The organism is Ruminococcus sp. AF31-8BH, from assembly GCF_003460605.1.
Lineage (GTDB): Bacteria > Bacillota > Clostridia > Lachnospirales > Lachnospiraceae > Blautia_A > Blautia_A acetigignens.
The window spans coordinates 52,614-67,717 of sequence record NZ_QTVN01000017.1 but is presented as its reverse complement, the minus strand read 5'-3'; the positions used below and the strand labels follow the sequence as shown (position 1 = coordinate 67,717).

Sequence of the window (15,104 nt, the reverse complement as noted above, 5' to 3'; positions counted from 1 at the left end):
AAATCACCTCTGAGCTTTCGGACTGAAAAATAGTACCTATCTGCTGATGAGCATAGAAGCGCAGTATCTATTCGAGTAAGTTCGGACGGTTAACAGTCGTTATCCTGTTTCTCATTTTATAGGATGAGTAGTGAGTGGCTGCATGGCAGCAATAAGAGTGGTACCGCAGAGGATTTTGCCTTTGTCTCTTAACTGGAGACAGAGGCTTTTTTATTATCCGCTTGTGCCAGAAACGCGGAGCTGTTGACACTGCCTCTCACACAGAGGAAATACCATCATGTGAAATCCCTTGGAAAATCAAGGAAGACAGCAACACTGCCTTCAAAATCACGAAGGAGAAACCAAAATGGAAACACTGAAAAAAATCACAAACTTTGTCAGCAAGTACATGGCAGTGATCGTAATCGCAGTTGCCGCACTTGCACTCTTTGCACCGAACACGGTTAGCTTCATCAAGACCAGCTACGTCAACACCCTGCTTGGAATCGTAATGTTCGGTATGGGACTTACCCTGAAGCCAAACGACTTCAAGGTTGTATTCAGCCGTCCAAAAGATGTGATCATCGGCTGTATCGCACAGTTTACCGTAATGCCGCTGTTAGCTTTTGCTCTTACAAAAGTATTTCAGCTTCCAGCAGAGCTTGCCATCGGCGTAATCCTGGTAGGAACCTGCCCTGGCGGAACATCCTCCAACGTTATGACCTATCTGTCCAAAGGAGATGTGGCATTGTCCGTTGGTATGACTGCAGTATCCACAGTGCTTGCTCCGTTTTTAACACCTCTTCTTACCTATTTATATGCAGGCCAGAAGGTAAACGTAGACATGTTCAGCATGTTCCTTTCCATTGTAAAGGTAGTAATCGTTCCAATCGTACTTGGATTTGTGATCAACCATTTCTTCAAGAAATTTACAGAAAAAGTAGTAGAGATCCTTCCGCTGATCTCCACCACAGCCATCGTGGCCATCGTAGCAGCTGTTGTATCCGCAAACTCTGCTAAGCTGATGACATCCGGACTTCTCATCGTAGCAGTTGTTATCCTGCATAACCTGCTTGGATATGGTGTTGGCTACGGAATCGGCCGTGCATTAAAGCTGGATACTACAAAATGCCGTGCAATCTCTATCGAGGTCGGCATGCAGAACTCCGGACTTGCAACCTCCCTTGCAACCACACATTTTGCACAGTATCCGCTGGCAACCATCCCAGGAGCTGTATTCAGTGTATGGCATAATATTTCCGGTGCAGTTCTTGCAAATATTTATGCACGCAGCGCAAAAGACGGACAGACAAAATAAAACATTCCACAAGGCCCTGGGGGATTTTCCCTGGGGCCCCTTCTATGTTGATAAAACTTTAACAAAATTTCAAAAATCAGAAAAATTGTGTTGATTTTATCCACCAGATATGTATAATATATGATAAGGAAAAAAGGAATCCACCCGGTTCCATTCCTTAGGTTTTGTACCATAGAAGCTGGTGGCGCAAGTAATATTTTCGATAAGGTATTATGGTGAAACAGCGTGTATCAGCCATAGAATCTGCGTTCGCAGATGAATTCCATTTTAGAGAAAAGAGGTTAAGTGTAAGATGGCAAAAATTGATTTAACAAAGTATGGTATTACCGGAACTACAGAAATTGTTTACAACCCCTCTTATGAAATGTTATTTGAAGAGGAGACCAAACCAGGTCTTGAGGGCTTTGAAAAAGGACAGGTCAGCGAGCTTGGCGCTGTTAACGTTATGACAGGTATTTATACCGGACGTTCTCCTAAAGACAAATATATCGTAATGGATGAGAATTCCAAAGACACCGTATGGTGGACATCTGACGAATATAAGAACGACAACCATCCTGCAACACAGGAAGCTTGGGCAGCAGTGAAAGAGATCGCTAAGAAAGAGCTCTCCAACAAGAGACTTTTCGTAGTAGATGCATTCTGCGGCGCTAACAAAGATACCCGTATGGCAATCCGTTTCATCGTTGAGGTTGCTTGGCAGGCACACTTTGTAACAAACATGTTCATCCAGCCTACAGAGGAAGAACTCAAAGACTTCGAGCCAGATTTCGTTGTTTACAACGCTTCCAAGGCTAAAGTTGAGAACTACAAGGAATTAGGCCTTAACTCTGAGACAGCTGTAATGTTCAACATCACAAGCCGTGAGCAGGTTATCGTAAATACATGGTACGGCGGAGAGATGAAGAAAGGTATGTTCTCCATGATGAACTACTATCTGCCGCTTAAGGGCATCGCTTCCATGCACTGCTCTGCAAACACAGATATGAACGGTGAGAACACCGCTATCTTCTTCGGCCTTTCCGGAACAGGTAAGACTACACTTTCCACAGATCCTAAGAGACTTCTCATCGGTGATGACGAGCACGGCTGGGACGACAACGGAGTATTCAACTTCGAGGGCGGCTGCTATGCTAAGGTTATCAACCTTGACAAGGATTCTGAGCCGGATATCTACAATGCAATCAAGAGAAACGCTCTTCTTGAGAACGTTACACTTGACGGTGAAGGCAAGATTGATTTCGCTGATAAGAGCGTTACAGAGAACACTCGTGTATCTTATCCGATCAACCACATTGAGAAGATCGTTCGCCCGATCTCTTCCGCACCGGCTGCTAAGAACGTTATCTTCCTTTCCGCAGATGCATTCGGAGTACTTCCTCCAGTATCTATCCTGACACCAGAGCAGACTCAGTACTACTTCCTGTCTGGATTCACAGCTAAACTTGCTGGTACAGAGCGTGGAATCACAGAGCCTACACCTACATTCTCAGCTTGCTTCGGACAGGCATTCCTTGAGCTGCATCCGACCAAATATGCTGAAGAACTCGTTAAGAAAATGGAGAAGAGCGGAGCAAAAGCATACCTGGTTAACACAGGATGGAACGGAACCGGAAAACGTATCTCCATCAAAGATACCCGTGGTATCATCGATGGAATCCTCAGCGGCGCTATCTTAACAGCTCCGACTAAGAAGATCCCATTCTTCAACTTTGAGGTTCCTACAGAGCTTACAGGCGTTGACACAGGCATCCTTGATCCTCGTGACACATACGCTGACGCTTCTGAGTGGGAAGTAAAAGCAAAAGACCTTGCAGACCGTTTCGTTAAGAACTTCAAGAAATACGAAGGAAATGAAGCTGGTAAAGCGCTTGTTGCTGCTGGTCCTCAGGCTTAATCTAACTTTATAAGATTGAATGATTTCGGGTCTGCCGTGTATGCGGCAGGCCCGTTTTTGTGGAAAATTTCGCTGTATTCTGTCGATGAAAACTACTTTACAAATCTGCTTATTTCTTATATACTATCCATACAGCAACTCAAAGGGAAGCAATTCACAGCTTCCATCTTTTTTTCATAAGCAGGCCGTCTGCAATGCACAGCAGGGCCAGCGATCATCAGGGCGTTTCGCCCCTTTTATTTCAAAGCGATATTTTCAAGCAGAAAGGAACTGAATATGAGCAAAGAGTATGATGCATTTGTGGAGAATCTGCGCCAGCTGTTACTAGAACGTTTGGGGCTGAAAGAAGAACAGATTTTTTTCAAGGAGCAGGATGAACAGGGGATGACGCCTAGCGGTGACCGGCTGTTTGTGGAATGCCATGCTTCCCCGGCAGGAAAAGAAGTGTGCGGAATCCATACGGAAGAGCTTTTTGATGACTATGAGGACGGTGTGTCTCTGGAAAAAATTGCAGACACAGTGGAAAAAGAAATCCGCAAACTGAAAAATGCCGGATTTTTTGAGAAAACCCAAAATCTGAACAATTACGAGAAGGTGAAAAATGACCTTTTCATCCGGCTTTTGAACCGGAAGAAGCACAAGAAAGAGCTTTCAAAAGCGGTATACCGGGTAATCGGGGACATTGCCCTGGTATTGTACATGCAGGTAGGAGAGGTGAAAGGATGCACCACCAGCATGAAAATACGTCGTGATTGTCTGGAAAACTGGGGGCTTGACGAGAAAACGGTTTTTGAGGCGGCTCTTTTGAATACATATTTTATTTCCCCGCCCAGAATTTTCCTGTGGGAAAAACTGATCGGAAACCCGGAGTACAACGGAGAATGCTTTATGGATCTGAACCAGGAATTTGAATTGCGAAGAGAGAATGTGGGAAACTGTCTCAGCACAGTAAGAAGGACAAACGGAGCGGTAGCGGTGTTTTTACCAGGCGTGGCAAAAAGACTGGCGGAATTGATGAAAGGAGACTTTTATCTGGTGTTTACCAGTATTCATGAGGTGATGGTCCACAGCGTGCGTATGGCCTATCCAGAGGATCTGCAGGAGGTTCTTAGGGACACATTACGGGAGGCTACGCCGGAGGAGGATTTTCTCACAGATAAGGTATATCGGTACTGCCAGGAAACCGGGGATTTTATGGTGTATAAGGGAACTGTGTTTCTGCAGGTGGGAGGCCCCCACGAAGAGGACGAGAAGGAGACAAAGTAAAGCGTCTATCACCTGGGAAAGCTTTTAAGGGCAAAAAACTGCCGCCAGAACCAGAAGTCTGACGGCAGTTTCCAGAAATTTTAGGAAATACAGGGTTTTTTTCGGAAAGTATTTTGCTTATCCAAGAATTGCGGAGTCATTGGAGAATTCCTCTCCGCTGGCTTCCTCGAATTTATCCAGAAGCTGTTTCACGGTAAGCTTTTTCTTTTCTTCACCCTGGATGTCGAGAACGATTTTTCCGTTCATCATCATGATCAGACGGTTGCCGTGGGCGATGGCGTCCTTCATATTGTGGGTGATCATCAGTGTGGTAAGGTGATCGCGGTTGACAATTTTGTCTGTAATGTCCAGAACCTTTGCTGCTGTTTTCGGGTCAAGGGCTGCAGTGTGCTCATCCAGAAGGAGAAGCTTCGGTTTCTGAAGGGTAGCCATCAGAAGGGTAAGCGCCTGTCTCTGGCCTCCGGAGAGAAGACCTACCTTGGAAGTCAGACGATCCTCAAGACCAAGGTTCAGGATTTTCAGAAGCTCTTTGTACTCAGCACGCTCTGCCTTTGTGATTCCGGGGCGGAGAAGCCTTGTTTTGCCGCGGCGCTTGGCAAGAGCTAAGTTCTCTTCAATTCCCATGGTAGCAGCAGTTCCGGTCATAGGATCCTGGAATACACGTCCAAGATATGCGGCTCTTTTGTACTCGGAAAGCTTGGTAACATCTGTTCCGTCAATGATGATCTGGCCCTCGTCTACCGGCCATACACCTGCAACTGCGTTCAGCATTGTGGATTTTCCGGCTCCGTTGCCGCCGATTACGGTAACGAAATCACCTTCATTGAGCTTCAGGGAAAGACCGTTTAAGGCTACCTTCTCGTTGATGGTTCCCGGATTAAAGGTTTTGTATATGTTTTTGATCTCAAGCATTGTTCTTACCTCCACGTTTTGCTGGTTTTGCGAAATATTTTCCCTTCCAGTAAGGTACTGCCAGGAATACAGCAACTACAAGTGCGGACAGCATTTTCAGAAGGTCTGTGTCGATACCCATCCAGATTACAGTCTGAAGTACCAGATAGTAGAGAATGGAACCGAATGCTACGGACAGAAGGCGGAGTGCGAAGTTGCGGAAAATGCGGCTGAAAATCGCCTCGCCGATAATAACGGCAGCAAGTCCGATTACGATCGCACCACGGCCCATGTTTACGTCTGCGAAGCCCTGGTACTGAGCCAGAAGAGCACTGGATAAAGCAACAAGTCCGTTGGAAACCATAAGGCCAAGAACCTTGCAGAAATCTGTGTTGATACCCTGTGCACGGGACATGTTAGGGTTGCATCCTGTTGCACGAAGGGAGCAGCCAAGCTCGGTTCCGAAGAACCAGTACAAAATTGCGATGATCACTACAATAAACAGTGCAACGATCAGAATGGTGTTCTGGGTGATCGGCACGTTTTTGATTCGTCTTAGGGAGATCAGGATCGGATACTTGTCAACGTTGATGGCCTGGTTTGCTTTTCCCATGATCTTCAGGTTAATGGAGTAAAGGGAAAGCTGGGTCAGGATTCCGGCAAGGATGGCTGGGATTCCCATAAAGGTGTGGAAAATACCAGTGACAAGTCCGGCCAGCATACCGGCTAAGGTTGCTGCCAGAAGAGATACCCATACGTTATGTCCGCTGATCATCATCATGACACAGACAGCACCTCCGGTACACATGGTACCGTCTACGGTCAGATCGGCGATGTCCAGAACACGGAAAGTAAGGTATACACCGATTGCCATAATACCCCAGATCAGTCCCTGGGCAGCGGCACCTGGAAGTGCCATTATTAAGTTTGCGATTTGCATGTTTTTTTCCTCCTGCATGCCAAGCTGCGGCAGCGCTGCGGCGCAATACAGCTGATTTTTATTTAAGGACAAGTCTGTTTAGAAACGACACAAACAGCGAGAGAGGATTCCCTTCCCGCTGTCTGTGTTTATGCTGTCTGAAACAGCTAAATGTCCAAATAATCTGTCAAATCAATATTAATATGTATTATTCAGCGTCTGCACCGATTGCAACGTAATCATCCGGAACTTCGATTCCAAGCTCTGCGCAGATGTCTGCGTTGTACTCTTTTGTGAAGTTAGGTGCGTACTCGATTGGCATTGTAGAAATGTCTTCGCCGTCTTTTAAGATCTTAACTGCCATTTCTCCAGTTGCTTTTCCAAGGTCATAGTAGCTGATGGAAAGAGTAGCAACACCGCATCCGGAGCAGATTCCCTCTTCACCTGCGATTACCGGAACCTTTGCCGGAAGGCAGATGTTGTTGATCAGCTCGGTGTTGGAAGCTGCTGTGTTGTCTGTTGGAACATAGATGACATCGCTGTCTGCAACTGCGTTTGTTACAACAGAGGAGATATCGTTGGAATCAGAGAATGCGTAGTATTCGCAGGTGTATCCAAGATCCTCAAGTGCAGCCTTAACAGTGTCTACCTGGTACTGGGAGTTCGGCTCAGCGGAGCAGTAGAGAAGTCCTACGTTCTTTGCATCTGGGAAGAGCTCGTTAAGCATTGCTGCCTGATCCTCAAGTGGAGCAAGGTCTGATGTACCGGAAATATTTCCGCCTACAGTGCCGTCGAAATCAGTAAGATCAAGAGCTACGCCATACTCTGTTACTGCGGTGCCAAGGATCGGGATATCGCTTGTTCCTGCTGCTGCAGCCTGAAGAGAAGCAGTAGCGTTTGCAAGGATCAGGTCTACATTGCTGGATACGAAGTTGTTGATGATGGTGCTGCAGGTAGCGGAATCGCCCTGTGCATTCTGCTCATCAAATGTAACGTTCTCCTCGCCGAGACCTTCTTTGACTGCATCCTTGAAGCCTTCAGTTGCGGCGTCAAGTGCTTCATGCTGAACCAGCTGGCAGATACCGATATTGTATGTCTGCTGCTCTTCAGCGTGTACGGTTACTGTACCTGCAAGACCTGCTACCATAGCTCCGGTCATAATTACGGATAAAACCTTTCTTTTCATAATTTGTTTCCTCCTTAAAAACATTTTCGTAGTTTAAAGTACTGTCTGCACAAAATAATACCGCTTTAAAGCGTAAAAGTCAAGTAGCTTTTGGCAGTTTTTTACATATTCTAATAGAGAAAGAGTGTAAGGAAGGTCATTTTGACATGCCATATTCCATTATGATAGATGCCGGGCACGGCGGATCGGATCCGGGAGCTGTATATAAAGGCCGCAGGGAAAAGGATGACAATCTCACCCTTGCCATGGCTGTTGGGAAAATTCTTTCCGAAAATGGGATAAAGGTGCTGTATACCAGAACTACGGATGATTACATTTCCCCCTTTGAGAGGGCAAGACTTGCCAATGAGGCGAAGGTGGATTATTTCATTTCCTTTCATCGGAACAGCAGCCCGGAGGTGAATCAGTACAATGGAGTGGAGGTGCTGGTTTACGACAAATCCGGTGTGAAATATGAGATGGCACAGAATATTGTAGGTGCCCTTGGAGAACTGGGCTTTCGGGAAATCGGGGTTCAGGCAAGAACGGGGCTTGTAGTGCTGCGAAAAACCAAGATGCCGGCTCTTCTGATTGAAACCGGGTTTATCAATTCTGATGAGGACAATCAGCTTTATGATGAGAAGCAGGAGGAGATTGCCCAGGCGATTGCCGGCGCCATTCTTGGAACTTTGGATCAGCAGCAGGGAGAGGAGCCTTTGTATTACCGGGTGCAGACCGGTATTTTCCGCAAACGGGAAAACGCGGACCGCATGCTGTATATGCTGCAGGAAAAAGGATATCCAGCGTATATTCTGCAGGATGGGGAATTCTATAAAGTGCAGGTCGGGGCTTTCGTGCAGTTGGACAATGCGATCCGCATGGAACAGCAGCTGCGGGATGATGGCTACAGCACCCTGATCGTGACAAAATAAGACGGGAGAGATTTCCTGGGTGGAAAAATAGCTGGAAAAACATTATAATGCAGATAACAACATGCACAGGCTTTTAAATTAGGAATGGATGCATGATCAGATATGTCTGTTTCGTTGGTAAAAGCTGGCAGGAGCTATGAAAGGAACAAAAGAATGGATTACAGTGAATTTCTAAGAACAGCAGAGGATTTTGTATTTGCAGAGGATCAGCCTGAGAAGGCGGATATTATTTTTGTGCCGGGAAACGGGTTTCCCCAGATGGCTGAGCGTGCGGCGCAGTTATATAAAGAAGGCTATGCTCCTTATATTCTGCCCAGCGGAAGATACAGCATTACCCTGGGGAAATTTGTGGGAGTGCAGTCTCACCAGGAAATTTATGACGGAGAATATGAGACGGAATGGGAATTCTTAAAGAGCGTTCTTATGAAGAACGGTGTTCCGGAAGAGGCAATCCTGCGGGAAGACCAGGCAACCTTTACCTATGAAAATGCCATTTATTCCAGACAGGTGACAGACAGGGCGGGAATTCAGGTGAATAAGGCAATTTTGTGCTGCAAGACCTATCATGCCAGACGTTCTCTGATGTATTATCAGATCCTGTACCCGGAGGCGAAGATTCTGGTCTGCCCGGCCTGCCCGGATGGAATCACCAGGGAAAACTGGCGGGAAACGGAAGTCGGGGTGGAAGCCGTCACTGGAGAAATTGACCGGATCGTGAAACAGTTCTGCCTGATGCTGGGAGATAAGGGGCGTTAAAATGTGATTTCGAAAACAAAAATCCGAATCCCCATTTTAATCGAAAGGGGTTCGGATTTTTTGCATTTTAAATATATAATTGTGGATCGTGTATCGGGATATGATCAGTCTTCTTGGTTCTCATCGGTCTTTTTGCGTTCCGGCAGCCAGATATGAACCAGCTCAATGCGGTTCTTGTCGAGGGCTTCTACAACCAGCCGCATACCGTCTTCCAGAGTGACGGATTCGCCTTCACGGGGCAGGCAGTCCAGCTGCTCGATAATGTAGCCGCCGACGGAATCATAGTCTTCCGATTCCAGTTTGGTTCCAAGGGCTTCGTTCAGGTCGCTTAACTTGGCAGAACCAAGCACCTGATATTCTCTTCCAGGCTGGATTTCACAGATCGGCTCTTCTTCATCCTCGTCATACTCATCCCGGATCTCCCCAACAATTTCTTCCAGCAGGTCCTCCAATGTGACCAGTCCGGCTGTGGAACCATATTCATCCAGTACAATGGCAAGGTTCACGGAAGCCTTGCGCATCTCCATCATCAGATCTGTGGTACGCTTATATTCATAGGTAAAATAAGGCTCACGGAGAATTTTCCGGATGGAAAACTGCTCATTCTCCGGGTAGAGAAGCAGATCCTTGATGTTGATAATCCCGATTACATTGTCTGTATTGTCCTCATAAACTGGGAAACGGGTGTGCATGTCTTCCTTGAAAATATCCATCAGCTCCTGGTAAGTGGAGTTTACCTCAATAAAGGTCATGTCAATTCTGGGAATCATCACATCCTTGGCGGCAGAGTCACCGAAATCAAACACATTGTAGATCATCTGCTTTTCTTCCCGCTCGATCACGCCGTTTTCCTGGCCTACATTTACCATGGAACGAAGCTCGTGCTCGGTGATGGTGTCCCTCTTGGCATTGGGATCAACACGGAGAACAAAAAGAATGCCGTTGGCTAATTTCCCTACAATGTAGATGACAGGGGTGAGCACCACCATCAGTGCATAAATCGGTCTTGCATAGGTAAGTGCCAGGTCATCGGCCTTAAGGGTGGCAATGGTCTTGGGGGTGATCTCGCCGAAAAGCAGCACTAGCAGAGTCATAACACCTGTGGCGACACCGATGTACATGCTTCCGAACACCTTCATAGTAAAGGTAGTGGCAAGGGAAGATGCCGCAATGTTTACAATATTGTTACCAATTAATATGGTGCTGAGCATCTTGTTGGAGTTGGAAATAACCTTCTCTAACGTAATGGCCCGCTTGTTCCCCTGCTCTGCAAGGGAATGGATCCGAATGCGGTTGGCAGCTGTCATAGACGTCTCCGCAGAGGAAAAGAAGGCGGACAGCAACACCAGAATCAGTATGGTGACCGCCTGTATAGGGACACTTGAATCCAAACTATATTCACTCCTTTTTGATAATTATAATAAGAAAAATATACATGATTCAGTGGGAAAAAGCAAGGAAAAAATGTTGGCAATAAATGACTTTAGGAAAACATCCGGACTGGAAGACAAACGAAAAAGCCAGCTTTAACAAAATGTAAAAGTATATGTAAAAAAGTAGAATTTAGGGGTGTCGAAAAAACGGGAACTGTGTTATAATTCGATTTGGTAGAAAATAAAATAAAATGTTACAAAACATTTACAAAAGAGTAAAGATTTGATATAGTATAAATATGGGCGCAAAAAAACATAAATGTTCTGCCGGATCAGGCAGAAACACACCGTTCCATTGATGATAAATATAATTTTATATATACATACAACAGAGGTGCCAGGATGAAGAAGAAAAAAAACGTTATGTACAGAAAAAGTGTATCACTACTTGCAGCAGCTGCCATGACAGCAGTGCTGATGACAGGACAGGTTTATCCGGTCCTTGCAGAAATTGGAAATATTGAAGCGAATCTTGAGACATCCAGTCTTATTCCAGATAATGTAACCATTGACCAGCCGGCAGCCCTTTCTCAGGTGGCACTGCCAAAGAGCGACTACGGAACTCTTTCCTGGGCGGATGGAACCTTCGTACCGGATAAGAGAGTGCAGGCCTGCGAAGTAATCTTTAAGCCGGCTGAGAATGTAGATCTTTCTTATCTTCCGGGATGGGATGCCCAGAAGAAGGTTGTCAAAGGCACCGTCAATGTTGTGGTAAGCAGTCTGGAGGATACCGCTGATGATACTCAGGATTCATCAGACACGGCAGAGACTCCGTCTGCCGGGGAATCCCAGGAGAATGGTTCTTCTGATACCCAGGCTCCGGCAGAAAATGCAGGAGAAACCCAGAACCCGGAGGAAGCAGCCCCTGCGGAAACACCGACAGAGACTCCAGCAGAGACTCCGTCCCAGGAGCCAGCGGCAGAGAACCCGGATGTTCCGGCAGCTTCCGACAGTACAGAGGATACCGGGAACTCCGACAAAGCTGACCAGCCGGAGAACGCTGATACCGCAGAGAAGGCAGGAAATACCGCAGACGATCTTTTAAAGGATGCGCCTGTTACAGAAGCTCCGTCCGCTGCAGATGCAATCCTGCCAGATGAGACAGAAGCTGACAATGCACTGACAGCTGCTTCCGGTGAAGAGACCAAAGAGGACACCTCCGCTAAGATTACAGAAGCAGCTGAAGAAGACAGCACACCGGATCAGGCCGAAGAACCTGCAGCTTCCGAGGTGCCGGCAGAGGATACCGCCCAGAATGAAAGCGCAGGCGGAATGCTGAACGATAAATTCGGAGACCTTATGCCAGGAGCAACTGTGCTGGATGAAGTGGAGCCATCTGAGAATACGGACGAAGCTACAGAGGAAGATACTTCTTCCGATGAGAAAAATATTTTTGACAATCCGGCAGATTTCACTGTTTCTGACACGAGACCGAATACCGCAGAGGACGATCTGACAGAGGAAGAGCAGGCTGCAAGAGCCGCAGAGAACCATACCTGCGAGGGCATTACCGTATCTGGCATTGACCTTCCGTGGTATGTACAGTTCCAGGTGGAAAGCGGCGAGAGCTACGAATTCAAGAACGAAGAGAAAGCCAATATTTTCCAGTCCTATGAGTTTAAATTATGGGATCTGAAGAACAATACCGAGTACGAGATTCCGGATGGCCAGTATGTAAGTGTTACCATTCCGGTAAAAGAGGGCTATGAGTATTCCATCGAGCATCTGCTTGCCAACGGTGCAACAGAGACAATCGTTCCAAGCGTGAATGGAAGCACAATGGTATTCAGTACCCATTCCTTCAGCCCATTTGGAATTGCAGGCTTCCGCCCGATCATCGGAGATGAGATCGCCAACGGCGCTTATGGAGATAACGGAACTCCGACTCCCACACCTACCGTGACTATCAGCGGAACACCGACACCATCCCCATCCGTTACCGGAACCGCAGGTGCAGGAATTGGTGGAACAAGCGGAACGACTGGTACAAACGGAACCACAGGAACCGGCACTGATGGAACAGCCGGAACCGGAACAGACAGCAGCAATGGCGGTTCAGCATCCAGTACAATTGGCACAGCTGATAATTCCGGAAATACCAGCACATCTGGAAACACAGGAAATACTTCCGATGCAAACAGCACTTCCGGAAATAGTGGAAACAGCAGCACAGGAACTGGCGGAACCTCTTCTGCAAACGGAAGCAGTTCCAGCAATGGAAACAGCCAGTCCTCCGACAGCACTGCAAACAATAACGGACAGATCCAGACATCCAACGCAGTTAAAACCGGTGATGAGACTACAGTCCTTCCATTTGTCCTTCTGCTGATGACAGCAGCTGGAATGGTGGCAGCCGTATTTGGCATCCGCAGAAAAGAAAATGAATAAAAAGAAAATGAATAAGCTTACAGGCGAATAACCACAGCAGCCCTCCCATATATTCCATATAGGAGGGCTGTTTTTATGAAAGTAAGAGCGATTTTGAGATCACTGCTTTTTTCTTATGCAGTAACAGGAATTTTCCTGCTGCTTCTGGCGTTTCTTCTGTTTCAGTTTGACTTGGGGGAAAAGCCGGTATCCGCCGGGATTGTGGCGGTGTATATCCTGTCCTGTCTGCTTGGAGGCTTTATGGCAGGCAAAATCATAAGAAAGGACAAATATCTCTGGGGAATCCTGGTAGGAGTCTTTTATTACCTTCTTCTGATTACGGTCTCCTTTGCGGTAAAAGGCAAATGGGATATGAGCCTGATGCACGCTGTGACCACATTTTTCATGTGTCTTGGGGGCGGCGCACTGGGAGGAATGCTTTCGTGAAAAAAATACTTTAAAAATAAAAAAAAATATGATATACTAGGCGAAGATAATATACATAAGGAGGCTATATCATGCAGCATATCAAAACATTAAATACAAAGAATCTGCAGAACACTGTAAAGAAGGGCGGATGCGGCGAGTGCCAGACATCATGTCAGTCCGCATGCAAGACATCCTGTACAGTAGGAAACCAGAGCTGCGAGAACAAATAAGTAGGAGACATTTCTATTTAAAGCAGCTGGAAACGTATGTAAGCAGCGGTGTAACAGCCGCTGCTTATTCATGCAATAGGAAAAATGAAAGGATATAATAACATGAGTCTGATTCACCGTTATCAGAACAATGGCTATAACATTGTGCTGGACATTAACAGCGGATGTATCCATGTTGTGGACGAGGTCACCTATGAAGTGCTTCCTTATATGGAAGAAGGCCTTGACGCAGCAGCCATTGTAGGAAAACTGGGAAATCAGTTTTCAGAGGAAGATATTAGGACATCAGTGGCAGAATGTGAGAAGCTGAGGGAAGAAGGCATGCTTTTCACAAAGGATGTATACGAGAATGCCATTGATGCATTTACAAAGAACCGTCAGACAGTGGTGAAAGCCCTCTGCCTGCACATTGCACATGACTGTAATCTTGCCTGCCGTTACTGCTTCGCAGAAGAAGGGGAATATCACGGAAGACGTGCCCTTATGTCTTTTGAGGTGGGCAAGAAGGCATTGGATTTCCTTATCGCCAATTCGGGCTCCAGGCACAATCTGGAGGTTGACTTTTTCGGCGGCGAGCCGCTTATGAACTGGCAGGTTGTAAAAGATCTGGTAGCATATGGCCGCGAGCAGGAGAAAATCCATAATAAGAAATTCCGCTTTACCCTTACCACCAACGGTGTCTTGCTCAACGATGAGGTAATGGAATTCTGTAACAAAGAAATGGGAAATGTGGTCCTCAGTGTTGACGGCCGCAAGGAGGTTCATGATTTCATGCGCCCGTTCCGCAAAGGTGCCGGCAGCTATGATCTTATTATGCCTAAGTTCCAGAAGTTTGCAGAATCCAGAAATCAGGACAAGTATTATGTAAGAGGAACCTTTACTCATCATAATCTTGATTTCTCCAAGGATGTGCTTCATCTTGCAGATCTTGGCTTCAAGCAGATTTCTGTGGAACCGGTGGTAGCTGATCCTGCAGAGGAATACGCACTTCGTGAGGAGGACTTGCCGAAGATTATGGAAGAATATGACCTCCTTGCCAAAGAGATGATCAAACGCGAGAAGGAAGGCAAAGGCTTTAACTTCTTCCACTTTATGATTGATCTTACCGGTGGTCCGTGTGTATATAAGAGACTTTCCGGATGCGGAAGCGGTACAGAGTATCTTGCTGTAACTCCGTGGGGAGATTTTTATCCTTGTCATCAGTTTGTTGGTGAAGAAGAATATCTGATGGGAAATGTAGACGATGGACTGGTAAGGACAGACATCCAGAAGGAATTTGGCGGATGCAATGTTTATACCAAGCCAGCCTGCAAGGAATGCTTTGCAAGATTCTACTGCAGCGGCGGGTGTGCAGCCAACGGATATCATGCTCATCAGGATATCAGAAGTAATTATGAAATCGGATGTGAACTCCAGAGGAAGCGTGTGGAGTGCGCCATCATGATAAAAGCCGCACTGGCAGAAGACTGATAGCTCTTCGCCAGCTGCGAAGATTTCTGTCAGCCCTGCTTTTGCGAAAAAC

The 15,104-nt window shown here is 46.5% G+C and carries 13 protein-coding genes and 1 other annotated feature (1 of these 14 only partly in view); of the genes, 9 read left to right on the top strand and 4 right to left on the bottom strand.

From position 1 onward, the window contains the following. Positions 1 to 192 (top strand) — a binding site (T-box leader) (it extends 86 nt beyond the left edge of the window). 154 nt (positions 193 to 346) lie between these two features. The 3 genes from DWZ38_RS17975 (at position 347) to DWZ38_RS17965 (ending at position 4,460) form a co-directional block, all read left to right on the top strand. Beyond that, positions 347 to 1,297 carry a bile acid:sodium symporter family protein gene (locus DWZ38_RS17975; RefSeq protein ID WP_021925063.1) on the top strand — a complete coding sequence of 317 codons (951 nt, stop codon included), beginning with the start codon at positions 347 to 349 and terminating at the stop codon, positions 1,295 to 1,297. A 292-nt stretch (positions 1,298 to 1,589) separates the two neighbouring features. Beyond that, entirely contained in the window at positions 1,590 to 3,194 is a 1,605-nt protein-coding gene (pckA, locus tag DWZ38_RS17970; protein WP_117854402.1) for a phosphoenolpyruvate carboxykinase (ATP), read from the top strand. 276 nt (positions 3,195 to 3,470) lie between these two features. After that, the gene (locus tag DWZ38_RS17965; RefSeq protein WP_173765586.1) at positions 3,471 to 4,460 is read left to right on the top strand and encodes a DUF5688 family protein; all 990 of its coding nucleotides are present in this window, start codon (positions 3,471 to 3,473) and stop codon (positions 4,458 to 4,460) included. 117 nt (positions 4,461 to 4,577) lie between these two features. Here the strand turns inward: DWZ38_RS17965 and DWZ38_RS17960 are convergent, their stop codons facing one another. The 3 genes from DWZ38_RS17960 to DWZ38_RS17950 all read right to left on the bottom strand — a co-directional run bounded on the left by DWZ38_RS17960 (position 4,578) and on the right by DWZ38_RS17950 (position 7,456). Beyond that, positions 4,578 to 5,372 carry an ABC transporter ATP-binding protein gene (locus DWZ38_RS17960; protein WP_021925533.1) on the bottom strand — a complete coding sequence of 265 codons (795 nt, stop codon included), beginning with the start codon at positions 5,370 to 5,372 and terminating at the stop codon, positions 4,578 to 4,580. After that, the gene (locus DWZ38_RS17955; RefSeq protein ID WP_021925534.1) at positions 5,365 to 6,291 is read right to left on the bottom strand and encodes an ABC transporter permease; all 927 of its coding nucleotides are present in this window, start codon (positions 6,289 to 6,291) and stop codon (positions 5,365 to 5,367) included. Before DWZ38_RS17955 ends, DWZ38_RS17960 begins: the two co-directional genes overlap by 8 nt. 187 nt (positions 6,292 to 6,478) lie before the next feature. Continuing rightward, the gene (locus DWZ38_RS17950) at positions 6,479 to 7,456 is read right to left on the bottom strand and encodes an ABC transporter substrate-binding protein (protein WP_021925535.1); all 978 of its coding nucleotides are present in this window, start codon (positions 7,454 to 7,456) and stop codon (positions 6,479 to 6,481) included. A 146-nt stretch (positions 7,457 to 7,602) separates the two neighbouring features. On the opposite strand from DWZ38_RS17950, the gene DWZ38_RS17945 reads away from it, so the two are divergent. Continuing rightward, positions 7,603 to 8,367: an N-acetylmuramoyl-L-alanine amidase gene (locus DWZ38_RS17945; protein ID WP_117854401.1), complete on the top strand. Its 765-nt coding sequence runs from the start codon at positions 7,603 to 7,605 to the stop codon at positions 8,365 to 8,367. 153 nt (positions 8,368 to 8,520) lie between these two features. Continuing rightward, positions 8,521 to 9,123, top strand: a complete 603-nt coding sequence (locus DWZ38_RS17940) for a YdcF family protein (protein ID WP_117854443.1) — start codon at positions 8,521 to 8,523, stop codon at positions 9,121 to 9,123. 104 nt (positions 9,124 to 9,227) lie between these two features. Here the strand turns inward: DWZ38_RS17940 and DWZ38_RS17935 are convergent, their stop codons facing one another. After that, positions 9,228 to 10,514: a hemolysin family protein gene (locus tag DWZ38_RS17935; protein WP_117854400.1), complete on the bottom strand. Its 1,287-nt coding sequence runs from the start codon at positions 10,512 to 10,514 to the stop codon at positions 9,228 to 9,230. A gap of 405 nt (positions 10,515 to 10,919) precedes the next feature. Between DWZ38_RS17935 and DWZ38_RS17930 the strand changes: the two genes are divergently transcribed. From DWZ38_RS17930 to scfB, 4 genes are all read left to right on the top strand, one after another. Next, positions 10,920 to 12,944, top strand: a complete 2,025-nt coding sequence (locus DWZ38_RS17930) for a hypothetical protein (RefSeq protein WP_178105370.1) — start codon at positions 10,920 to 10,922, stop codon at positions 12,942 to 12,944. A gap of 75 nt (positions 12,945 to 13,019) precedes the next feature. Continuing rightward, entirely contained in the window at positions 13,020 to 13,370 is a 351-nt protein-coding gene (locus DWZ38_RS17925; protein ID WP_021926838.1) for a TIGR04086 family membrane protein, read from the top strand. 71 nt (positions 13,371 to 13,441) lie between these two features. Continuing rightward, a complete protein-coding gene (gene scfA, locus DWZ38_RS17920) occupies positions 13,442 to 13,582 on the top strand; it encodes a six-cysteine ranthipeptide SCIFF (RefSeq protein ID WP_021926839.1) in 141 nt (46 codons plus the stop codon). A gap of 108 nt (positions 13,583 to 13,690) precedes the next feature. Then, positions 13,691 to 15,052, top strand: a complete 1,362-nt coding sequence (gene scfB, locus DWZ38_RS17915; protein ID WP_117854441.1) for a thioether cross-link-forming SCIFF peptide maturase — start codon at positions 13,691 to 13,693, stop codon at positions 15,050 to 15,052. The last annotated feature ends 52 nt before the right edge of the window (positions 15,053 to 15,104 follow it).

Excerpts from the sequence above, each read along its gene's own strand:
- DWZ38_RS17975 (WP_021925063.1), top strand. The coding sequence starts at position 347 with ATGGAAACACTGAAAAAAATCACAAACTTTGTCAGCAAGTACATGGCA.
- pckA (WP_117854402.1), top strand. The coding sequence starts at position 1,590 with ATGGCAAAAATTGATTTAACAAAGTATGGTATTACCGGAACTACAGAA.
- DWZ38_RS17965 (WP_173765586.1), top strand. The coding sequence starts at position 3,471 with ATGAGCAAAGAGTATGATGCATTTGTGGAGAATCTGCGCCAGCTGTTA.
- DWZ38_RS17960 (WP_021925533.1), bottom strand. The coding sequence starts at position 5,372 with ATGCTTGAGATCAAAAACATATACAAAACCTTTAATCCGGGAACCATC.
- DWZ38_RS17955 (WP_021925534.1), bottom strand. The coding sequence starts at position 6,291 with ATGCAAATCGCAAACTTAATAATGGCACTTCCAGGTGCCGCTGCCCAG.
- DWZ38_RS17950 (WP_021925535.1), bottom strand. The coding sequence starts at position 7,456 with ATGAAAAGAAAGGTTTTATCCGTAATTATGACCGGAGCTATGGTAGCA.
- DWZ38_RS17945 (WP_117854401.1), top strand. The coding sequence starts at position 7,603 with ATGCCATATTCCATTATGATAGATGCCGGGCACGGCGGATCGGATCCG.
- DWZ38_RS17940 (WP_117854443.1), top strand. The coding sequence starts at position 8,521 with ATGGATTACAGTGAATTTCTAAGAACAGCAGAGGATTTTGTATTTGCA.
- DWZ38_RS17930 (WP_178105370.1), top strand. The coding sequence starts at position 10,920 with ATGTACAGAAAAAGTGTATCACTACTTGCAGCAGCTGCCATGACAGCA.
- DWZ38_RS17925 (WP_021926838.1), top strand. The coding sequence starts at position 13,020 with ATGAAAGTAAGAGCGATTTTGAGATCACTGCTTTTTTCTTATGCAGTA.
- scfA (WP_021926839.1), top strand. The coding sequence starts at position 13,442 with ATGCAGCATATCAAAACATTAAATACAAAGAATCTGCAGAACACTGTA.